This window comes from Brevirhabdus pacifica (assembly GCF_002797755.1).
Taxonomy (GTDB): Bacteria; Pseudomonadota; Alphaproteobacteria; order Rhodobacterales; family Rhodobacteraceae; genus Brevirhabdus; species Brevirhabdus pacifica.
The window spans coordinates 1,181,712-1,203,983 of the sequence record NZ_PGFI01000011.1 but is presented as its reverse complement, the minus strand read 5'-3'; the positions used below and the strand labels follow the sequence as shown (position 1 = coordinate 1,203,983).

At 65.7% G+C, this 22,272-nt stretch carries 16 protein-coding genes; 3 read left to right on the top strand and 13 right to left on the bottom strand.

From position 1 onward, the window contains the following. Positions 1–11: 11 nt before the first annotated feature. The 11 genes from CLV77_RS05840 to dctP form a co-directional block, all read right to left on the bottom strand. Positions 12–2,252, bottom strand: a complete 2,241-nt coding sequence (locus CLV77_RS05840) for a xanthine dehydrogenase family protein molybdopterin-binding subunit (protein WP_076978849.1) — start codon at positions 2,250–2,252, stop codon at positions 12–14. Beyond that, positions 2,249–3,289: an FAD binding domain-containing protein gene (locus tag CLV77_RS05835; RefSeq protein WP_076978850.1), complete on the bottom strand. Its 1,041-nt coding sequence runs from the start codon at positions 3,287–3,289 to the stop codon at positions 2,249–2,251. Before CLV77_RS05835 ends, CLV77_RS05840 begins: the two co-directional genes overlap by 4 nt. Further along, entirely contained in the window at positions 3,286–3,795 is a 510-nt protein-coding gene (locus CLV77_RS05830; protein WP_076978851.1) for a 2Fe-2S iron-sulfur cluster-binding protein, read from the bottom strand. The genes CLV77_RS05835 and CLV77_RS05830 overlap by 4 nt, the downstream gene beginning before the upstream one ends. 69 nt (positions 3,796–3,864) lie before the next feature. Continuing rightward, the gene (locus CLV77_RS05825; protein WP_076978852.1) at positions 3,865–4,713 is read right to left on the bottom strand and encodes an SDR family oxidoreductase; all 849 of its coding nucleotides are present in this window, start codon (positions 4,711–4,713) and stop codon (positions 3,865–3,867) included. 407 nt (positions 4,714–5,120) lie between these two features. Beyond that, complete coding sequence (locus CLV77_RS16285; protein WP_170043952.1) at positions 5,121–6,542, bottom strand: P-loop ATPase, Sll1717 family; 1,422 nt, start codon at positions 6,540–6,542, stop codon at positions 5,121–5,123. 326 nt (positions 6,543–6,868) lie between these two features. Next, positions 6,869–7,645, bottom strand: coding sequence for a dienelactone hydrolase family protein (locus CLV77_RS05815; RefSeq protein ID WP_083707885.1), 777 nt, complete (start codon positions 7,643–7,645; stop codon positions 6,869–6,871). Positions 7,646–7,825: 180 nt separating this feature from the next. Continuing rightward, positions 7,826–9,346 (bottom strand): malonate--CoA ligase, encoded by a 1,521-nt coding sequence (locus tag CLV77_RS05810; protein WP_076978854.1) that lies wholly within the window; start codon positions 9,344–9,346, stop codon positions 7,826–7,828. A 10-nt stretch (positions 9,347–9,356) separates the two neighbouring features. After that, entirely contained in the window at positions 9,357–10,631 is a 1,275-nt protein-coding gene (locus CLV77_RS05805) for a malonyl-CoA decarboxylase (RefSeq protein WP_076978855.1), read from the bottom strand. After that, positions 10,628–11,944, bottom strand: coding sequence for a TRAP transporter large permease (locus CLV77_RS05800; protein ID WP_076978856.1), 1,317 nt, complete (start codon positions 11,942–11,944; stop codon positions 10,628–10,630). Before CLV77_RS05800 ends, CLV77_RS05805 begins: the two co-directional genes overlap by 4 nt. Next, a complete protein-coding gene (locus tag CLV77_RS05795) occupies positions 11,944–12,534 on the bottom strand; it encodes a TRAP transporter small permease (protein ID WP_076978857.1) in 591 nt (196 codons plus the stop codon). The genes CLV77_RS05800 and CLV77_RS05795 overlap by 1 nt, the downstream gene beginning before the upstream one ends. A 166-nt stretch (positions 12,535–12,700) precedes the next feature. Continuing rightward, on the bottom strand, positions 12,701–13,687 hold the full coding sequence (dctP, locus tag CLV77_RS05790; protein WP_076978858.1) for a TRAP transporter substrate-binding protein DctP: 987 nt from the start codon (positions 13,685–13,687) through the stop codon (positions 12,701–12,703). Between the two features lie 119 nt (positions 13,688–13,806). Between dctP and CLV77_RS05785 the strand changes: the two genes are divergently transcribed. After that, positions 13,807–14,541 carry a GntR family transcriptional regulator gene (locus tag CLV77_RS05785; RefSeq protein ID WP_076978859.1) on the top strand — a complete coding sequence of 245 codons (735 nt, stop codon included), beginning with the start codon at positions 13,807–13,809 and terminating at the stop codon, positions 14,539–14,541. 103 nt (positions 14,542–14,644) lie between these two features. Here CLV77_RS05785 and CLV77_RS05780 read toward each other — a convergent pair whose 3' ends face one another. Both CLV77_RS05780 and CLV77_RS05775 read right to left on the bottom strand, forming a co-directional pair. Further along, the gene (locus tag CLV77_RS05780; RefSeq protein ID WP_076978860.1) at positions 14,645–17,257 is read right to left on the bottom strand and encodes an HWE histidine kinase domain-containing protein; all 2,613 of its coding nucleotides are present in this window, start codon (positions 17,255–17,257) and stop codon (positions 14,645–14,647) included. A gap of 302 nt (positions 17,258–17,559) precedes the next feature. After that, entirely contained in the window at positions 17,560–19,296 is a 1,737-nt protein-coding gene (locus CLV77_RS05775; RefSeq protein ID WP_170043951.1) for a thiamine pyrophosphate-dependent enzyme, read from the bottom strand. 217 nt (positions 19,297–19,513) lie between these two features. On the opposite strand from CLV77_RS05775, the gene typA reads away from it, so the two are divergent. Beyond that, positions 19,514–21,331, top strand: coding sequence for a translational GTPase TypA (typA, locus tag CLV77_RS05770; RefSeq protein WP_076978861.1), 1,818 nt, complete (start codon positions 19,514–19,516; stop codon positions 21,329–21,331). A gap of 314 nt (positions 21,332–21,645) precedes the next feature. Then, positions 21,646–22,197 (top strand): flavin reductase family protein, encoded by a 552-nt coding sequence (locus CLV77_RS05765; protein ID WP_076978862.1) that lies wholly within the window; start codon positions 21,646–21,648, stop codon positions 22,195–22,197. Positions 22,198–22,272: the final 75 nt, after the last annotated feature.

The window sequence follows — 22,272 nt, the reverse complement described above, 5'->3', positions numbered from 1 at the left end:
GGCCCTGCCCGTCAGTTCGCCACAGCCATCGCCGCCAGCACCCGGTCGGGCGTGGCCGGGTAGTCGCGCACCCGCGCACCGGTGGCATTGTGGATGGCATTGGTGATCGCCGCCGCGGCACCACAGATCCCCAGCTCCCCGATGCCCTTGGACTGCATCGGGTTGGCCCAGGGGTCACGCTCTTCCATCAGGTGCACCTCCAGCTGGGGCACGTCGGCGTTGACGGGGATGTGGTAGCCCGCGAAATCGCGGTTCACCAGATGGCCGTCGCGGGGGTCGTGCTCCAACTCCTCGCTGAGGGCCATGCCGATGCCGAAGGTCATGCCGCCCAGGCACTGGCTGCGGGCGGTGCGGCTGTTGAGGATGCGACCGGCAGCAAAGACCCCCAGCATTCGCCGAACGCGGACCTCGCCCGTGTGGCGGCTGACCTCCACTTCGGCAAACTGGGCGCCATAGGTGGCCTGCCGCCGTTCCTTCGCGGTCTTGCCCGGCTCGATATGGCCCACCGCTTCGATGGTGCCCCCGTCCAGCAACTCGGCAAGAGGACGGCTGTGGTTGCCGCCCGTGGCCTGGCCGTCGCGAAGGGTCAATTCCCCCTCGTCACAGCCCAGCGCGCGGGCCAGCCGGGTCCGAAGCTCCAGACAGGCGAGGTAGACGGAGGACCCGGAAGAGCCCGCCCCCCAGGATCCCCCCGATCCCGGCGAGGGTGGCAGCGCGCTGTCGCCCAGCCGCGTCGTCACCCGCTCCATCGGCAGGCCCAGCATCTCGGCCGCGATCTGGCTGAGGACCGCGTAGCTGCCGGTGCCGATATCGGTCATGTCAGTCTCGACCTCGGCGCGAACGGGCGCGCCGTCCTCAGCGGGCAGAAGCCGCACGCGGGCCTCGGCCTCGTCCAGGATATTGCCCCGCACCAGCAACGACATGCCCATGCCGCGCAACCATTCGCGGCGCGGATCGCCTTCCCGCCGCAGGGCGGGGATCGGGTTTCGCCTCTGCCAGTCGAAACGGCGCGCCCCTTCGCGCAGCACCTCGGCCATCATCATGCTGGAAAAGGGCTTGCCGTCGGTCGGGTCCTCTTCGGGGACATTGCGCAGGCGCAGCTCCACCGGGTCGATGCCGATGGCCTCGGCCAGCTCGTCCATGGCGTTCTCCAGCGCGGTCAGGCCAACCGCCTCGCCCGGGGCGCGGACCGATCCCGCGCAGGTCCGGTTCACCCGCGCCAGCCTGAGGCTGAGGTGCCTGTTGGGCGCGGCATAGGCAAAGCGGCTGCCCTGGATCACAGGCTCGGCAAAGTCCTGGCCCGGCAGGTTCGAAACCAGGCAGTCGTGCCCGATGCCGGTCAGCCGCCCCTCTTCATCGGCACAAAGACGCAGGTGCTGGCGGGTTTCCGAGCGGCGCATCACCGCCTCGAACACCTGCTGGCGCGACAGCACGACGCGCACCGGGCGGCCAAGTTGGCGGGCGGCGATGGCGGCGCCCACCGCCTCGTGGCTGATCCCCAGTTTGGAGCCGAAACCGCCCCCAACGAACGGGGCCAGAAGGCGCACGTTTTCCGCGGGAATGCCCAGCGCGTCGGCGAGCTCGTCGCGGTTGAACTTCAGCATCTGCAGGGCGCTGCGAACGGTGAGGTGCTCACCCTCCCACCAGGCGACGGCTGCGTGGGGCTCCATCGCGGCGCTGACATGGCCGGGGGTGCGCCAGACGGCGTCGACGCTGTGGGCAGCCTTGGCCATGGCGGCATCGAGGTCGCCTATGTCCACGGTCTTCTTGTCGCGCAATTCGGTCGGGGTGGCGTCATCTTCGGGGTCGAAATGCCCCTCCTCCCCGCCCTCGTAGCGGATGCCCAGAAGGCGGGCACCGTGGCGGGCCACCTCGAAACTGGGGGCCACCACCAAGGCCAGCGGCTGGCCCACGTAATGAACCAGATCGGGACCCTGGGGCGGCGCCTTGCCATCCGTGCCCTGTGCCGGCACCTGCAAAAGGCGCGCGTCGGTGATGACCGTGACATCGTCGCCCAGGGCCTTCGCCAGGGCGTCCGTGTCGACATCGGCGACACGCCCGCCCGGGACCGTGGCGCGCACCAGGACGCCGTGCAGCATGCCCTCGCGCCGCTCTTCGGCGGCATAGGTGGCCGTGCCGGTGGCCTTTGCCATGCCGTCGGGCCGCGGCACGTCGGTTCCGATCAGACCCTGGGCCATACCGTCCAGGCGGTTCTGCCTGTCGGCGCTGTCCATCTTGTGATGCCGGTTCATGCTGCCTCTCCCGCCGTCTTGCCTGCGCCGCCTTCGGATCGCTCCACCGCCTGCCACAGGGCCGCGCGGATGGTGCGGCGGGCCAGGTCGATCTTGAACCCCGGCGCGCCGTCGCGCCCCAGGGCCGATCGGTCGACCGCCTCGGCCAGAAGGATGTTGGCTACCCGGTCGAAGAGCGCTTCCGAGGGGGGCTCGCCGGTCATCGCCTCCTCGGCGTGGGGGTTGCGCCAGGGGCGCGGGGCGACACCGCCCAAGGCGATGCGCCCGGCCTGGATGTACCCGTCCTCCAGCCGCAGGACCACGGCGGTCGAGACCAGCGCGAAGGCATAGGAGGCCCGGTCGCGCACCTTGCGATAGACATGGGTGCCCCCCGGCGGGGGTGGCAGCACGACGGCGCGGATCATCTCGCCCGGCTCCAGCACGGTGCGGATGTCGGGCCGCTCGCCGGGCAGGCGGTAAAGCTCCTCCAAGGACAGACTGCGCCCCTCTTGCCCCGGACGCGCAGTTTCGACCGCCGCGTCAAGGACCCCCATGGCGACGCCCATGTCGCCGGGATGGGCCGCGATACAGGCGGCGCTGGTCCCCAGAATGGCGTGCAGGCGCATCGGCCCGCCTTGGGCGGCGCAGCCCGAGCCGGGTTCGCGCATGTTGCAGGGCATGGCGAGATCCTGGAAATAGGGACAGCGCGGATGTTGCAGCAGGTTGCCGCCGGTGGTGGCCTTGTTGCGTAACTGCCCGCTGGCGCCCGCAAGGATCGCGCGGCTCAGCACCGGGTAGTCGCGGCGCACCACGGGATCGGCGGCCAGGTCGCTGTTGGTGACAAGCGTACCGATCCGCAGGCCGCCGTCGTCGGTCCGCTCGATCCGGTCCAGCCCTTCGATCCGGGTTATGTCGACCAGCCGGCCGGGCGTCTTCACCCCCAGTTTCATCAGATCCACCAGATTGGTGGCCCCGGCGACAAAGCTGGTTCCGTCATCGGCGGCGGTGGCGGTTGCGTCCTGCTCGTCACGGGCGCGGTGATACGCGAACGGGTTCATGGGCCTTCCTCCGCGATCACGTCCGCGATGGCGTCGACAATGTTGGGATAACAGCCACAGCGGCAGAGGTTGCCACTCATCCGTTCGGCAATCTCGGCCGGGGTCGGGGCCACCTCTCCCTCCAGACCCTCGCTGGCGTGGCTGGGCCAGCCCTGACGGATCTCCTCGATCATCGCCGTGGCCGAGCAGATCTGCCCCGGGGTGCAGTAGCCGCATTGCATCCCGTCCCGGTCGACAAAGGCGCGCTGCAGGTCCGAGGGGGTGTCTGGCGTGCCCAGCCCCTCGATGGTGGTCACCTCGTCGCCGTCATGCATGCACAGCAGCGTCAGGCAGGAATTCACCCGGCGACCGTTCAGCAAGACGGTGCAGGCGCCGCATTGCCCGTGATCGCACCCCTTCTTCGAGCCGGTCAGCCCCAGGTGGTCGCGCAGGGCGTCCAACAGGGTGAGGCGGGCATCGCCCTCTATCTCATGTCGGGTTCCGTTGATGCTGAGCGTGGTTTTCAATGGTGTCTGCACGGGCTTGCGGCCTTTCGGTCAGGATCGTTTCGGGGATGGAAGCGGGGAAAGGCGGGCTCAGCCGCCGATCAGATCACCGCCGTTCGGATGCAGCACCTGCCCGGTCATGAACGAGGCATCCTCGCAGGCCAGAAACAGCAGGCTGGGCGCCACCTCATTGGGTTGGCCCGGACGGCCGAGGGGCGAGGACTTGCCAAAATCCTTCACCTTCTCGGGCGGGAAGGACGCGGGGATCAGCGGCGTCCAGATCGGGCCGGGCGCGACACCGTTCACCCGGATCCCCTTGCCCGCCAGCCTGGACGACAGCGCCCGCACGAAAGACAGGATCGCGCCCTTGGTCGAGGCATAATCAATCAGCAGATCCTGCCCCCGGTAGGCCGTGACCGAGGTCACCCCGATGATCGAGGCCCCCTTCTTCAAGTGCGGCAGCGCCGCCTGCACCATGAACATGTGGCCGAAAATGTTGGTGCGGAAGGTGCGGGTGATCTGCTCTTCCGAGACATCGGTGAAATCGTCCTGCGCGTGCTGCTCGGCGGCGTTGTTGACCAGCACGTCCAGCCCGCCGAATTTCTCGACCGTCTGAGCAACAGCGTCCTCGCAGAAGGCCTTGTCGCCGACGTCGCCGCGCAGAAGAAACGCCTCGCTGCCCTCGTCGCGGATGGCGGCGGCGGTGGTCTCGGCGTCGGTATCCTCGTCGAGGTAAACCACGGCAACCTTCGCGCCCTCGCGGGCGAACAGCACCGCCGTCGCCCGCCCGATGCCAGAATCCCCCCCCGTGATCAGCGCGACCTTGCCCTTCAGCCGCCCCGAACCGGGGTAGCGGGGGCTGTAGTCGGGGGCGGGATCCATGCGGGACTCGATACCGGGCTGCCGGTCCTGCACGCGGTCGTCGGAATGCTGGGTCATGGCGGGGCTCCTGCGTTTGGTTCCTTCAGGCAAAGCGGCGGGCCCGAGCCACGCCACTCGGGTCGGTGGTCCAGACCCAACGCCGCCGAGGGGCTCCGGTTTCGTGGCTTGTGTCGGGGGACGGGGGTGTCGGCAGGGGATCGCCGGGGGGGCATTAAGGTGGTTTGGTGCTACCGGCCCTAAGCGGACAGCCAACCTTCCCCCGAATGCTGCAACCGCAGCGCGAATAGCCGCCATTCGGTACAGCCGCAAAAAGCTTGTCCCCGAGCCCTGGGCCTTTTCCACGTTAAAGCGGATTGGCTGTCCGTGTTTGATCGGAATCCTTGTCCGCTCCATCCCGGTACGCGCAACCAAGCAGAAAAAGACTGAATTGTAGATGAATCAAGGCTGATCAAAGGTTTGCAGGGTCACAAGATATCCAGGCTGTGTATTAAGCCATTATGGATGCAAATATTTTCATCCATGTTCATTACTTTAGTGTCGCTATTGTAGGCAAACACTCTATGGTTCCCAGTTGTGATGTTCCCAATTACATTAAAATGAAAGAGCAGCTTAAGGACCTGGCTCTCTGTCAGCGGCTTTTTTATGGAAGGATTTTGATTCACGAATTCACGATACCTGTCATTGAACTCTTTTCTCGTGAATATAGGCTTCCTGATTTTTGATAAAACGCCGAGGATCTCGGCGACATCATCCAAAACGGGGAACAGTTCGTCTACGATTTCCCTTCGCATATACGCAGATTGCCCTGATGCGGCATCTTTGATGTCAGAATTATCTATTCTCTTATGATCATTTGACAGGGCTATCTTGGCGCACTCCCTTACATGACTGATGATATCTCTTGGTCGGAGGAATGTGCGGCTGGTCAGATATTTAAAGGTATCAATTGCACCACGTCGATTGGCTCCAATGTTTGTTTTTCGGACTGCGAACACCTCGTCCCACGCCGTCGAGCTATCAGCGTTCACACCTGTTTTGAGCTGAATTGCTTTGGAAAGTCTAAACTGCACCAATTCACGAAGCTGTGCCTCATCCCAAGCCAATGTAACTGCGCGATCCAACCACTTGTTCTTATCGACGTCCCGACACAAATCAAAGATGTCATCCCGCAGAAAAATTATCGGCCTAATGTTGGTGCCCGAGTGAGAAAATTCAGATCTGATTACTTGAACTGCTTTGAAGAGACTTATCAACAATTCGAAGTAGGAATCACGGCGGTCTGGATTTAGCACATCGCGATAATCTTCGTCCAGCTCATCAAAAATTATATAATATTCGCTATCGTCGATAACTTTCCAAATGAATTCCCGCATAGCATCGTTAGCTTTAACGTAATCGAACTCGGCGGTTTCGCCATTCTCCTGAAAGCCGCCGCCAAAACCCGCTAGGTTTAAGCTATATCCTTTGCTCGTAATTGTTTTTACGGAACGAGCGAGCGTGCCTTTCATGTCGAAAGCGAACGACTTCTTGAGGTCGAAGTCGCATTTACTGCAAACTTCCTCGTTTTCCGCAAGCATCGAGCAGATGTAATGGTAAATAACATAAAGCCAAAGGGTTATGTACTGGTTGGGGCGATTATAGGCATCATCCGCGTGGCTATAGAGTGAGTTGAACGGAAAATTTTTAAATGAAAGCAGCCTAGAGAACTGATTATAATTTTTTTCGTTATGGAGATACTCCGCGATGGCCGTTTTGCCAGTTCCTTTTCTCCCGATTACATAGTTCTTTCGCCCTGCCTCAATATCTGATACGTCGTCGAAATGAAAAAAGTAGAGAGAATTATCTTCGTCTTTTGCTTCAATTGACCATTGTGATATCTCTTTCAAGACAGACGAATTTGCCATTCTGCTTCCCAATCCAAAAAGTCTAATGAGCTCAACCTTCCTTTATCTCGCCGTTGCAATCAAGTCCCGCCTCTCCGTCATGGGGCTCCGAGCGGCCATGCGGCGGAATAGCAACCCAACCTGCCCCAAGATCTCTGAATGTCAGCTTCCGCTAGTCTGGGAAGTTCTCTACGCGCCAGCGGTGAACGACCGCTTCCCGCCCTTTCCTCCAGACAACCCCGCCCTGCAACTCACCCGATCTTTCCCCAACAAAAAGGGCCGATCCCTTCGGACCGGCCCCCTCCACACTCAAACTTCTTGGCGCTGCGTCAGCCCAGCTGATCGCCCACGAATTCCATGAAGGCGTCCCAGGATTTCTTGTCGGCTGTTTCCTGGTACCGTTCGCTGCCCATGACAGTGAAGCCGTGGGGCGCGCCGGAATAGACCTCGATCTCGTATTGCACGCCGGCCTCTTCCAGACGTTTCGACAGATCGGCCACGTCGTCCATGCTGATCGAGCTGTCGGCGCCGCCGTGGGCCACGAGGATGGGCGCGGTGTCGGCGGCGTAGCTTTGACCATCGGGGGTCGAAAGGCCGCCGTGGAAAGTGGCGTAGCCCGTGGTGCCGACCTCGGCCCCCTGCCCCGAGCGGGCCAGTTCCAGCACCGCCGCGCCGCCAAAGCAGTAGCCCATGACCACCATCTTGTCGGACCCCATCTCGCCGGCCTTCCGGGCACCTGCAAGGATCAGGCTGCGCATCTTCTCGCGGTCCTTGTAAAGCTCGCCGGTCTTGGCCTTGTTCTCTTCGATGCTCTGGGGAAGGTTGCCTTGGCCGTAAAGATCGACCGCGAAGGCGTTGTAGCCGGCCTCGGCCAGCATATCGACGCGCTTTTTCTCATAGTCGGTCAGCCCGTCCCAGTCGTGGATGACAAGGATGGTGCCCTTGGCGCCCTCGGCGCTGGCCTGATAGCCCTCGAGGGTCATGCCATCGGACTCGTAGGTGACAGCCTCACCGGCGGCGGCCGGCAGCGCCAGCGCGGCCAGCACTGCACCGGACAGGATGGACGTGGCAAAGGCGGTGGCGGAAAAGGGTTTAACGGATTTCATCATGGGACTCCCTGCAATGGCTCTAGACGCTGAAATAGGCCGGCCGGGGCGCGTGGAAATGCTCATGCCGCCAGTGGCCGGTATCAACCATAGCACGCCCCGGCCCGCGGCCGGAGAGGATTTGCAAGGATAGAGAGCGGGCCCGCCGGCGGCCAGTAAGGGCGCCCGGCGGGCAAGGGGTCAGTTCGCCGGGGCGAAGCTGTCGGCGAAGCGATCGCGCAGCAGGTTCTTCTGGACCTTGCCCATGGTGTTCCGCGGCAGCTCGTCCACCACGACGAGGCGGCGCGGCTGCTTGAAGCGCGCAAGCTCTCCGCCAAGGGCGCCGGCGATGGCGTCGGTGTCCGGGGTTGCCCCCGGCTCGGCCACCAGCACACCCACGACGCTCTCGCCGAAATCGGGATGGGGGACGCCGATGACGGCGCTTTCCAGCACGCCCGGCTGCTCGTCCAGGATCAGCTCGATTTCCTTGGGATAGATGTTGTAGCCCCCCGAGATGATCAGATCCTTGTTGCGGCCGACGATGCTCAGATACCCCTTCTCATCGAATTGGCCGAGGTCACCGGTGATGAAGAAGCCGTTCTCGCGCAGCTCCTCTGCCGTCTTCTCGGGCATCTGCCAATAGCCCTTGAAAACGTTGGGCCCGCGCACCTCGATCTGGCCGATCTCGCCCTGCGGCAGGGGATTGCCGGTGGCGGGGTCGGTGACGATCACCTCGGTCCCCGGCAGCGCGAAGCCGACGGTGCCGGCGCGGCGCTCGCCCTCGTAGGGGTTCGAGGTGTTCATGTTGGTCTCGGTCATGCCGTAGCGTTCGAGGATCCGGTGGCCGGTGCGCTGCTCAAACCGCTCGTGGGTCTCGGCGAGCAGGGGCGCGCTGCCGGATACGAACAGGCGCATGTGGCGGGCCAGATCGCCGGTGAAACGCGCATCGTCCAGCAGGCGCGTATAGAACGTCGGCACGCCCATCATCGCCGTGGCCCGGGGCATCAGGCGCAGCATCTCATCCAGGTCGAACTTCGGCAGGAAGATCATCGACCCGCCCGAGGCCAGGATCACGTTGGTCGCCACGAAAAGCCCGTGGGTGTGAAAGATTGGCAGCGCGTGGAGCAGCACGTCGCGGTCGGTGAACCGCCAGTAGTCGACCAGCACCTCGGCATTCGACAGAAGGTTCTGCTGGGTCAGCATCGCCCCCTTCGAGCGCCCGGTCGTGCCCGACGTATAAAGGAAGGCCGCCAGGTCGTCGGCCTCGCGCGCAACAGGCTTGTGGCTGTCACCCTGATCCGCCGCCAGCTGCGCGAAGCTGCCGCCGCCATCGGCATCCAGGCTGTGCAGGATGGCGCCCGCCGCATCGGCCACGGGTTGCAGCGCGTCGCGCGCACCACCGTCACACAGCAGCAGCCGCGCGCCGCTGTTCTCGACGAAATACGAAACCTCGGCCGGGGTATAGGCCGTGTTGAGCGGCAGGAAGACCACGCCCGCCCGCACGCAGGCGGCGTAGACGGCAAGCGCTTCGGGCGACTTGGCGACCTGGACCGCGACCCGGTCCCCCGGCGCCAGGCCCAGGGCGGTCAGCGTGTTGGCGAAACGGGCCGAGGTCCGCAGGAAGGCGTCATGGGTGACGGTCGTGCCGTCGGCCAAGTGCAGGAACGGTGACTGGCGGTTCTGGTGCGGGGCGAAAAGACGGTCGAAAAGCGGATTGGCCACGGCGTTTTCCTTATGCGTCGGTCGTTTCCGCCGAGCGCGCCATCGTGCGCACCTGCGGCGAGGCGGCGATCTGGTGGCGGCCGACGAAGGCCTCGGAGTTCTGGGTGATGCGGGACAGGTCGTAGAGATAGTTCACCATCGCCCCTCCCGACTGGGCCAGGCCCTTGGGGGACAGATCCGCCTCGGCGTGGACGGCGTGGACCAATGCCCCGTTGCCCAGATGGAAGCGGGCGACCGGATCGACCGGCAGCTTGTCGCTGCGCCGGGCCTCGGTCAAGTAATGGGCCGCCAGCGCGCGCAGGGTCGCGGGCTCGGGCGGGGCGGCGGGATCAAGCGGCTTGCCCAGCTGCTCAAGCCAGCGCGCGAGGCCCGGAATGGGCGACAGGGTGACATAGGTCTTCAGGTTCGGCAGCTCGCGGCCCAGGTCCTGGGCCACCTGCTTGATCAGCGAATTTCCGAAAGACACGCCCGCCAGCCCCGGCTGGCAGTTGGAGATCGAATAGAAGACGGCCGTGTCGGCCTCCTCGGGCGCGATCGCCTCGCGGTTCTCGGCCAGCACCGCCTGGATCGAACTTGCGGCACCGCGGGTCAGCGCCACCTCGACGAAGATCAGCGGCTCGTCGGGCATCGCGGGGTGGAAGAAGGCAAAACAGCGCCGGTCGGGCGGCGCCAGGCGAAGGCGCAGCCCTTCCCAGGTGTCGATGGCATGCACCGCCTCATAGGCGATGATCTTCTCGAGGATCGCGGCCGGGCTGTCCCAGTTGATCGGGCGCAGAACAAGAAAGCCGCGGTTGAACCACGAGGTGAAAAGATGGCGGAAATCCTGGTCGAGCGCGGCAAAACCGGGCCGCTCCTGCCCGCCCTCGCCGCCCTTGGCCAGCCGGCGCAGGTCCGAGCGCATGGCCACCAGCCGCCCGGTTGCGCCGGGGGCCTGGTTGAGCCGCCGGATCAGTTCCTGGCGCGGCGGCTCGGCGGCCTTCATGTAGGCGCTGTAGCTGGCCCGGTCGGGCGCGGCCTCGTAGGCGGCAAGCGTGGTGCGCACCGCCTCGGGGTCGATATCCAGTTGCTCGGCCATGTGGGTGAAGAAGGCCGTCTTGGCCGCGTCGTCCATGGCCGCGAACCGATCGAGTATCCGCCGCGCGAGGCTAAGGCCCGCGACCTCGCCCTGATCGCTGAGTAGATCGGCGCACAGGGTCTCGATGTCGCGGTTGTCCCGGTCCGGCCGCGTGCCCGAGCGGTAGCGCCGCTCGAACACGGTCGACAGAAGTTCGGCCAGCATTGTCATATCTCGGCTCCCATGACGACATCGGGCAGCCAGGTCGCGATCGACGGGAAGATCGACAGCAGCACGATTGCCAGCACCATCGCCAGGACGAAGGGCATCGAACCCGTCAGGATCGTGCGCAACGAGATGTCGGGCGCGATGCCGTTGATGACATAGAGGTTCAGGCCGACGGGCGGCGAGATCAGGCCGATTTCCATGTTGATGGTCAGCACCACCGCGAACCAGATCGGATCGAACCCGGCGGTGGTGATGATCGGCAGCAGGATCGGGGCGGCCATCAGGATAACGGCGACGGGCGGCAGGAAGAAACCGGCGACCAGCAGGAAGACGTTGATCGCCCCCATCAGCACCCAGCGGTTCACATCCAGCGTGCCGATCCATTCGGCGATCGCCTGGGTGATGAAGAGCGAGCTGAGCATGTAGGAAAAGACGCCGGCGGCGGCGATGATGAACAGGATCATCACCGACTCCTTGGTGGAATCGCGCAGCACGGTCCAGATCGCGCGGGGCGACCACAGCTTGTAGATGATCACCGCGATGAGCAGCGTCAGCAACGCGCCCACGGCGGCCGTCTCGGACGGGGTCGCGACACCACCATACATGGCGTAGAGCACGCCCAGAATGATGGCCAGGAACGGCAGGACGCGGGGCAGAATCTCGAACTTTTCGCGCCACGTATAGCTGCCGCGCGTCAGCACGCGGACATCGCCCGACCGCCATGTGGCAAAGATCGACCAGGCCATGAACAGCCCCACAAGCATCAGCCCCGGCAGCACGCCGGCCAGGAAAAGCCGCCCGATCGAGGTTTCGGTGGCGATGCCATAGACGATCATGGTGACCGAGGGCGGGATCAGGATGCCCAGCGTGCCGCCGGCGGCGATCGAGCCTGCGGCCACGCCGTCGGGATAGCCGCGCTTGCGCATCTCGGGGATGCCCATCTTGCCGATTGCGGCACAGGTCGCGGGGCTGGAGCCCGACATGGCGGCGAAGAGGGCGCAGGCCCCAAGGTTCGACACCACCAGACCGCCCGGAACACGGGTCAGCCAGCGTTCCAGCGCCTCGTAAAGGTCGGCGCCCGCGCGGGTCGAGGCAATGGACGCCCCCATGATGATGAACATCGGGATCGACAGAAGCGCGAAATTGTCCAGCTTGCCGAACAGGATCTCGGGCATCAGCTCAAGCGAGCGGACGCCGTCGAAGGCGATGAGGAAGCCGGCCGAGACGACCAGCAGACCGATGGCGACCGAGACGCCGGAAAACAGTACCAGGATCGTGGCAAAGGCCACCAATCCGCCAAGCAGCAGGGGATCCATCAGAAACGTTCTCCTTCGGCGCCAGCGGCCACGACCGCCTCGCCTGTCTCAAGTCCGAAAGGTGTCTCGATGCGCAGGACCACAGCAACAAGGTCCGCGATCAGTTGCAGAAGCAGGAGGCCGAAGCCGACGGGGATCGACAGGTAGGGGATCCACAGACGGACACCCCAGACGGTGTCGGATTTCCAGTTCCGCTCGTAGGCGAAATGCCAGTATTCAAAGCCGTACCAGAGCATCATGGCGATGGTCAGGATCGACAGCGACAGCGTCACCATGCACATCACGAAGCGGGCCCGAGGCGCCAGCGCCAGGGGCACCAGGTCCACGTTGACGTGGCCGCGCAGGCGCTGGACGTAAGGCAGCCCGATCAGCGTCGCCGCGATGACCAGGTAGATGACCGCCTCGGTCTGCCACACGGTCGAGCCGTTCAGCACGAAGCGCACGAAAATCATCTGGCAGGTGATGGCCACCGCGGCCACGATCATGGCGGCCGAGGTCCAGCCCGCCAGGGTCGAAAGCGCCGCTACAGCCTTCAGGAACGGGTTGCCCCCGGTGCGGGCGACCGCGATCTGTGTTCCGTGTCCGGACATCGCGTTTCCTTGTTGTTCAATGGGTCATCGGGGGCGCGAAGGGATCTTTGCCAGGCCCCGGTCGGGCGGGCCGCGCACGGCCCCGCCCCTTCTTCAGGTGATCGGCCCGCCCTGCCCCCGCGCCGTTGCGGCATCGGGTGACGGGGCGGGCCGGCTCAGCCGGCGATCACTCGACCGCCAGCGCCAGGTCGAGCAGTTCCTGGCCCTCGGGTACTTCCTCGACGAACGCCTTGTAGGAAGTTTCCTTGGCAAGCTCGCGCCACTGCTGGAACTCTTCCTCGGTCATGTCGGCAATCTCGACACCGTTGTCGGCGAAGACCTTGCGCGAGGCTTCGTCTTCCTTCTTGGCCTCTTCGAGGTAGAAGGCCTGTGCCTTGGCCGAGGCATCCAGCAGCGCCTGCTGCTGCTCTTCGGTCAGACCCTCGAAGCGGCTCTTGTTGATCAGCATGGGCTGATACATGAACCACAGCGCCACGTCGCCCGCGGGCGTGTAGCAGGCGACCTGCTCGAAGATGCGGTAGCTGACGAAGGACGAGGACGAGGTGTTGGCCGCGTTCAGAACGCCTGTCTGCATGGCGTTGTAGATTTCCGAGCTGGCCATCGACGCGATCGAGGCGCCGGCACCTGCCAGCATCTGCTCGAACGCCTTGCCGGCGGCGCGGGTCTGCAGGCCCTTCACGTCCTCGGGCTTGGTGATGCACTTGTCCTTGCCGGCGAAACCGCCCGCCAGGTAGCCGTGCACCAGCACCATCACGTCATCATCGGCCATCTTCTCTTCGATGGCGTCCATGAAGGGGCTTTCAGACAGGCGCGCGGCGTGGTCGTGGTTCTTCACCAGACCGGGCATCAGCGTCAGGTTGTAAGCGGGCTGCTGGCCGCCGGCATAGCTGAGCGGCAGGACCGTCATGTCCAGCTGACCCCGGCTGAGCGGCTTGTACTGCTCGCGCGGCTTGAACAGCGACTTGGACGGAAAGATCTTGATTTCCAGATCCACGTCGGCGGCGGCCACCTCGTCGGCGACCATCTGGGCGACCTTGTGGCGAACGTCCTTTGTGGACCACTGGTGCGAAAGCCGAAGTTCCTCGGCCTGGGCCGTTGCCCCGGATGCGATGAGCGCAAGCCCGGCGACAGCCGCGTAAAGCGTCTTTTTCATGTATTCCTCCCTTTGGCATCGATTCCGGTAGGGTCCGGTTGCGATCCGTAATCCTTCCCCCTTTTTCGGGGGGGCTGTCAATTAGATTGTATACAATCTGCACCGGATGTGCATTCATTATGACCATGAACACCCCCAAGCCCAACCCGCCCAAACGCGCCGACCAGATCGCCAAGTCGCTGGAAGACATGATCTTTCAGGGAGAGTTTGCCGACGGCGACCGGCTGGACGAACAGCGCCTGGCCGAGCGGTTCGGGACATCCCGAACCCCGGTGCGCGAGGCGCTGCAGAAGCTTTCCGTCTCGGGGCTGGTGGCCCAGATCCCCCAGCGCGGCGTCTTCGTGCAGCAGCCCGGGCCGGTCGAGCTGATGGAGATGTTCGAGGTCATGGCCGAGCTTGAGGCCGTCTGCGGCCGTTTCGCCGCGATCCGCATCACCGACGAGGCCCTGGACCAACTGCGCCACGCCAACCAGCTTTGCCAGCAGGCCGTCGACGAGGGCGACACCGACGGCTATTATTTTCACAACGAGGATTTCCACCGCATCATCTACAGCCAGTCGGGCAACCGCTTCCTGGAACAGGAGGCGCGGCGCCTGTCGCGCCGGCTGCGCCCGTTCCGCCGGATCCAGCTGCGCCTGCGCGGGCGGATGCGCCAGTCGCTGGACGAGCACCTGGCGGTGGTCCAGGCCCTGACCGACAGCGATCCGGAGGGGGCGGGCAACGCCCTTCGTGACCACGTCGCCGTGCAGAACGAGAAGTTCCACCACCTGATGAATTCGTTCGAGGATCGCGGCAGCGCGCCCGAGAAGGCCCGCGCCGAACGCCCCGAGGGCGGAAGCCGCCGCCGCGCCTGAGGCTTGCGTCGACAGGGGACAGAACCGGGGATTTGCCCTAAACCACCAAACCGGGCCGCGGGCACGGGCTCAGCCCACCGCGCCCCCTGCCCGGCCCATGATGTCAGTCCTCGTTCAGCACCGCGTGCAACGCATGTGACAGCCGCGCCTGGCTCAGCGGCTTGGCCAGGACCGGGACGCCCGCCAGGTCGTCGGGCAAGCGCACTTCGGTGCCGTAGCCGGTGACGAAGACGATGGGCACGTCGCCGCCGCGCAGGCGGCTGCCCAATGCGTAGGAGGTCGAGCCGCGCAGGTTCATGTCCAGCACCGCAAGGTCATAGTCGCCCTTGTCCAGCAGCGCCTCGGCAGCGCTTGAGGAGCCGACGGTCGTCACCTTCTCGCAGCCAAGACGGCGCAGGGTCTCGGCGGTATCCATGGCCAGAACGACGTTGTCCTCGACCAGCAGGGCGCGGCGCCCGGCGGCAACCTGGCGGATTTCGATCACCGGGGCGACGCGCTCGGGCTCGACCAGGTCGGTGATGTCGGCCAGCGTGTCCTCGGGCAGGAAACAGCGGAAGCTGACGCCACCCGGGCCGAATTCCAGCTTGGCCGTGCCGTCGAACTCGAACGGGACCGCCTGCTCGATCAGCGAGCGACCGAAGCCGGGCCGATCCGGGTCGGGGGCGGAGACGGGCGGGCCGTTCATCTCGGACCAGCGGATCTCCAGCCCCTCGTCGCTGCGCGACCAGACCACGCGCACAAGCCCGTCGTCGACCGACAGGGCGCCGTATTTGGAAGCGTTGGTCGCAAGCTCGTGGAAGACCATCGACAGCATGGGCGCAACGCCCGCCTTCAGCCCGACAGCGGGGCCGTCCAGCAGGACGCGGCCGCGCTGGTCGACAAGGTAGGGCGCCATTTCCGTTTCCAGCAGCCGGCGCAGGGGCACGCCCTGCAACGTGTTGGTGGTGGCCAGGTCATGGGCGTTGGCCAGGGCGTTGATCCGCATCTCGACCGCCTCGGCATAGGCCTCGACCGAGCTTGCGCTGTGGCGGGCCTGGCTGACCACGGACTTGATGAGCCCCAGAATGTTCTTCACCCGGTGGTTCAGCTCGGCGATCAGAATGTCCTGTTGGCGCTGATGGGCGCGGATCGACTTGTTCTGCTCGGCCTGGCTGCGCTCGCCCCGGGCGGCGATCTGGGTCAAGAGAACCTGCAACTCGCGCGCGGCGGCGACATCCTCGTCGGTCCAGGGATCCGAATGATCGCGCCGCTCCTCGGCGTAGGCCTCGAACGATCCGCGCGGGCTGAGGCGCGGGCCGAACTTGCCGACCGTGACCGCCTTGTCGGGCTTTCCCGCCCAGGTCAGCTTGCGCAGGGTCTCGTCGCGGAAGAACGCCAGTTGCAGCGGATAGGCGGCGGTGGCGCGCACCAGCAGCATGCCGGCGCTGTTGCCAAGCTGCTTGCCGCCCAACTCGGGCGAGGCCAGCAGATGCTCGCATGTCTCGATCAGGTCGTCCTCGTCCGACTGGACATGGGCCAGCGACAGCAGGGCCGCCTTGGACGGGGTCGAGCCGATGACCCGCACGTCCCGCTCGCGCAGAACAGCCAGCCCGTCACAGTCGATCACCTGCTTGAGGATCGGCGCCAGGTTCTCGAACCCGTCCAGCAGATCGGTTTCGCGGTCGGTGGCCGAGATGATGGCATGGCGCGCCATCGCGGCGGCCTCGCGGGCCTCGGATTTCTTCAGCTCGATCGCCTTGTGCACGATGAGCGAGAACATCTGGGTGAAAAGCTCGCACGCCATCCGCGTTTCGGGCGACAGCTCCAGCGCCTCCATGTGATGGCCGGCGAACATGCCCCAAAGCTTGCCATCCACGACGATGCCCAGCGACAGCGTGCCGGTCACCCCCATGTTGCGCAGATATTCCAGGTGGATGGGCGAGACGCCGCGCACATGGGCCAGGCTCAGGTCCAGCGGCTCGGCCTGGGGGGCGTTGGCGACGATGGGCGCAGGCGTATGCTCGACATCCGGCAGGATACGCAGCGGGCTCTTGATCTGAAGCGCGCGCGCCTGGGTCGGCACGTCCCACGCGGGATAGCGCAGGCCAAGGAAGCTTTCGACGCCGGGCACGCAGAATTCGGCCACGACCTCGCCGTCGCCGTTGGCCATGTAGCGATAGGCCTTCACCCGGTCGTAGCCGGTGATCTGGTGCAGGCCCGTTACCGCGAATTTCAGCATGTCCGCCAGGTTCGAGCGGGCCGTGATCTGCGCCAGCAGCGCCCGCACCCGGTCGATGGCAACGGTGTGGCTTTCGCTCAGGGCGGGGACAGTCTCGATCTCGATGACGACAAGGCCCTGAGCGTTGCGGTGACAATAGAAATCAAGCTGCCGGTCGGACATCTCGTAGACGCCCACACGCTCACGCTGGACGGCCGAGGTGCTGGCCGAGAGGGCATTGCGGACCGCGTGGGCCAGCTCGGGCCCCAGCAGGTCGGCCGTGCTGGTGCCAAGCGCCTTTTGGTGGTCGATGCCGGTGATATCCGCAAGGTTCGCCGAGGCATAGAGCACCTCGCCCAGGCGCAGGTCGCAGGCAAGTACGGCGCCGAAGGGCTGGATGACCCCGGGCGTGTGGATGGGTTCACGATCGCAATTGTCGAGCGCGAGCCGCTGGTCTCTGGAATCCTGTAGCAGGTCGTCATCCCTTCGGGTCGGTCGGTTGTCCGGTCTTACTGGCATGCATCTTCACTGGCACGCGCGGACGGGCCCGGGCATCAGGCAACCGCATCAATGAACCAGAGATTGTGGCGATAATCGCGCAGCGCGTCCCCTTGTGCAATAACCTATCATGGTCGGGCAAAAAGGTGCCGGACAGCCCTTTCCCTGCTAGTTTCCCAGCAGATCATAGCGTTTCGCGAAGACAATCAACCTCCGGTAGATGTCATCTGACAATCGGTCGCTCTATAGGCGATAAGTCGGAAGACACGGCGGCCATGACCGCGCCGGGCTTTCTTCCCCACCTAGGGGGCGACAGCCCGGCCTTACCCGCTTGTGGCCTTGCGCCCGGCCTCGCGGATCTGGGTCAGCGTCTGTCCGGGGGTCAACGCCTCGGCGCCCACCATCAGTTCCAGCACCGCGCCGGTCGTCGACTTCAGCGCACGGTCGAAGGCGGCCGCGAAATCCTCGGTACGTTCGACCCGCTCGGCGTGAAAGCCATAGGCGCGGGCCAGCGCCGGAAAGTCCGGGTTCACCAGGTCCGTGCCCGAGACCCGGTCTGGATAGTGCCGTTCCTGGTGCATGCGGATCGTGCCGTAGGTGCCGTTGTTGAGGACAAGGATCACCGGCCGGGCATCGGCCTGCATGGCGGTTCCCAGCTCTGAGCAGGTCATCTGGAAATCCCCGTCACCCGCAAAGCACAGCACGGTGCGCCCGGGATAGGCGATGCGCGCGGCGATGGCGGCGGGCACGCCGTAGCCCATGGCCCCCGACTGGGGCGCCAGAAGGCGTTGACCGGCCGAGAGCATGAAATGCTTGTTGGGCCATATTGCGAAATTGCCCGCCCCATTGGTCAGGATCGCGTCATCGGGCAGGGTTTCGTGCAAATGCGCCATGACTTGGGACATGTCGACCGGCGCGGGCTGGGCGGGCGCGGAGATTGCCCGTTCATAGCCCGCGCGCGCCTCGGCGCGACAATCCTCGACCTCGGGCCGGGTCGCGCGGTCCAGCCGCGCCAATGCCTCGGCCATTCGGTTGGGACCGGCGTGGATCGGCAGGTCCGCGCTGTAGATCTTGTTCAACTCCCGGTCCGAGCCGTGGGCATGGATCAGCACCGGCGCCATGCGCGGCGGGGTGTGAATGGTCCAGTCATCCATCACCATCTCGCCGAACCGGATGTTGAGGGCAAGCACCAGGTCGGCCCCCGAGATCAGGGCGCGCACCCGCGGCGTCATCCCGACCCCGGCATCGCCCGCATAGAAATCGCCCCGGTTGTCCACCAGATCGTGGTAGCGGAAGGCCGAGAGCACCGGCAGCCCTTGCACCTCCAGGAACCGGGCCAGGTCGTCCCGGCCCTGCCCCGTCCAGCCGCCGCCGCCAGCGATCACCAGCGGCCGCTGCGCCCGGGACAGAAGCTGGCACAGCTCTTCAAGGTCGGAGGCGTGGGGCGCCGCCTCGGGCCGGCGCAGGGGACCGCAGGGCGCGACATCGCTGGGCGCGGACAGCATGTCCTCGGGCAGGGCTACGACCACGGGGCCGGGCCGGCCCGAGAGGGCTGTGGCCCAGGCGCGGCTGACCAGTTCGGGAATGCGGCCGGGCTCGTCGATCTCGGTCACCCATTTGGCCAGCGGGCCGAACATGGCGCGGTAATCGACCTCCTGGAACGCCTCGCGGTCCCGGTCGCGGGTGCCGATCTGGCCCACGAACAGGATCATCGGCGTGCTGTCCTGCATGGCCGTGTGCACCCCGATCGAGGCATTGGTCGCCCCCGGTCCGCGGGTGACGAAACAGATGCCGGGCGCGCCGGTCAGCTTGCCCCAGGCCTCGGCCATGAAGGCGGCGCCGCCTTCGTTCCGGCACAGGGTGAAATCCAGCGTGCCCCGGCTGTCGTGCAGCCCGTCCAGCACCGCCAGGAAGGATTCCCCCGGCACCCCGAAGGCGCGGGTCGCGCCCAGGTTCACCAGCGACCTGACCAGGACGTCGCCGCCGTGAGTCGCACCCGCCGACTTGGCTGTGTCCGCCGCCATCTGGCTGTTGCCCGTGTTGCCCGCGCTGCCTGTCATCGTCGTCGTTCCTTCCGCCTGTTCGCGGCGACAACCTGCGTCATCCGCGGGCGATGGTCCAGCGCCCGTGCCGCGTCTTGCGCCGCGCGGACTGCCCGACTTTCGGGACCGGGCGATGCGGCGGATGCGCCGTGACCCGCCGTTGTCGCCCTTTGTCGCTGGTCTTTTCGCCCAAGCTGCGGTAACGCACCGGCCACCCCAACAACCGAGGCCGGAAATGGACCTGCGCAATATCGCGATCATCGCCCACGTCGACCATGGGAAGACCACCCTGGTTGACGAGCTTCTGAAACAGTCTGGCACGTATCGTGAGAACCAGGCGACGACCGAACGCGCCATGGACAGCAACGACCTGGAACGCGAGCGCGGGATCACGATCTTCGCCAAGCCGACCTCGGTCGAGTGGAAGGGCACGCGGATCAACATCGTCGACACTCCCGGCCACGCCGACTTCGGCGGCGAGGTCGAGCGGATCCTGTCGATGGTCGATGGCGTCGTGCTGCTGGTCGATGCCGCCGAAGGCCCCATGCCCCAGACGAAATTCGTGACCTCCAAGGCACTTGCCCTGGGCCTGCGCCCGATCGTGGTGCTGAACAAGGTCGACAAGCCCGACGCCGAACCCGACCGCGCGCTGAACGAAGTCTTCGACCTTTTCGCCAGCCTCGACGCCGATGACGACCAGCTTGATTTCCCGCATCTCTACGCCTCGGGCCGCTCGGGCTGGGCCGATGCCGAGCTGGACGGTCCGCGCAAGGATCTCGCGGCGCTGTTCAACCTTGTTGTCCGCCACGTGCCGCCCCCGCGCCAGCAGAAGCACCAGGATGAGCCGTTCCGCATGCTGGCCACTACCCTGGGCGCCGACCCCTTCATGGGCCGCGTTCTGACGGGCCGCGTCGAATCGGGCAAGCTGAAGGTCGGTGCCACCGTCCAGGCCCTGTCGCGCATCGGCGAGAAGATTGAGCAGTTCCGCGTCACCAAGATCCAGGCCTTCCGCGGTCTGGCCCAGCAGGATATCGAAGAGGCACAGGCCGGCGACATCGTCTCGATCGCGGGCATGACCAAGGCGACCGTGGCCGACACGATCTGCGCCCTTGCGGTCGAGGATCCCCTGCCCGCACAGCCGATCGATCCGCCCACCATCACCGTGACCTTCGGCATCAACGACAGCCCGCTTGCCGGCCGCGACGGCAAGAAGGTCCAGTCCCGCGTCATCCGCGAGCGGCTGATGAAGGAAGCCGAGTCCAACGTCGCCATCAAGGTGACCGACACCCCCGGCGGCGAGGCCTTCGAGGTTGCCGGTCGCGGCGAACTTCAGATGGGCGTCCTGATCGAGAACATGCGCCGCGAGGGATTCGAGCTGTCGATCTCGCGCCCCCAGGTCGTGTTCCGCGAGCTGGACGGCCAGCAGATGGAGCCGATCGAGGAAGTCACCATCGACGTGGATGACGAGTATTCCGGCGCCGTGATCGAAAAGATCACCGGTTCGCGCAAGGGCGACCTGATCGAGATGCGCCAGGCCGGTGCCGGCAAGACCCGCATCATCGCCCACGTCCCCTCGCGCGGCCTGATCGGCTACCACGGCGAGTTCCTGACCGACACCCGCGGCACCGGCGTGCTGAACCGGGTCTTCCACTCCTGGGCGCCGCACAAGGGTGCCATCCCTGGCCGTCGCCAGGGCGTGCTGATCTCGATGGAGAACGGCACCTCGGTCGCCTATGCCCTGTGGAAGCTCGAAGATCGCGGCAAGTTCTTCATCGGCGCGCAGGAACCCGTCTATCAGGGCATGATCCTGGGCGAGCACAGCCGCGACAACGACCTTGAGGTAAACCCCCTCAAGGGCAAGCAGCTGACCAACGTGCGGGCCTCGGGCACCGACGAGGCCGTGCGCCTGACCACCCCCGTCACCCTGACGCTGGAGCAGGCCATCGCCTATATCGACGATGACGAACTGGTCGAGGTCACCCCCAACGCCATCCGCCTGCGCAAGCGTTTCCTCGACCCGCACGAGCGCAAGCGTCAAAGCCGCGCCGGCTGATCCCGCGCCTGCAACATCTGACGAAGGGGGCCCCCGTGGCCCCCTTTTCGCTTTCAGGGGTGCGTTCCCCCCTTTCGCCCGGCCGACCGCTGGAAAGACGCGGACAAGCGCTTACCTTTGCTTGCGGGGCCGCCCCATCTGCCGGGGCCGGGTCCCGCGCGGCGAGGGTCCGGTGCAACACCCTGCCCCCCTCGGCATCGCCGGGGATCGCCAAACCGGGGTCCCGCGCGGTAACGCTTGGGGCGCGCGCGCACACAGCCGGGGATGGCCCCGCCCAGAATACTGCCGGACCACCGGCCGCAAGGACCGACACGATGACCTCTTTTGAACCCTGTGCTGACACCATGCGCGAGTTTCGCGATGCGCTGGGCCAGTTCGGCACCGGGGTGACCGTGGTCACGGCCCAGTGCCCCGAGGGGCCGGTCGGCATGACAGCCAACAGTTTTGCCAGCGTTTCGCTGGACCCGCCGCTGGTGCTGTGGTCGCCTGCGCTGGCCTCGCTTCGCTACGCCCATTTCGAGGCCGCAAGCCACTATGCGATCCACGTGCTGCGCGACGATCAGGCCGGGCTGGCCCGCCGCTTCGCCCGCGACGCCCATGCGTTCGAGGGGCTGGACTGGCACAAGGGCGAGCATGACCTGCCGCTGATCGAGGGGTGCCTCGCACGGTTCGAATGCCGTCAGGAGGCCGCCCACGAGGGCGGCGATCACATGATCCTGGTGGGCCGGGTCCTGAGGGCCTGTATCGGCGCCGGCGCGCCGCTGCTCTTTGCCCAAGGTCGCTATGGCGGCTTTGCCCCGGCGGATGCCACCCGGGCCACCCAAGGCACGACGCCCGCCGCCAAGGCCGCCCCGTCCACCGACTGAGCCACCCTGCCCCGGACCTGCGCCGTCCCGTCCACGCCTCTGTGGCACATCGCGGTGTTGCCAGCCGGCGGCCGG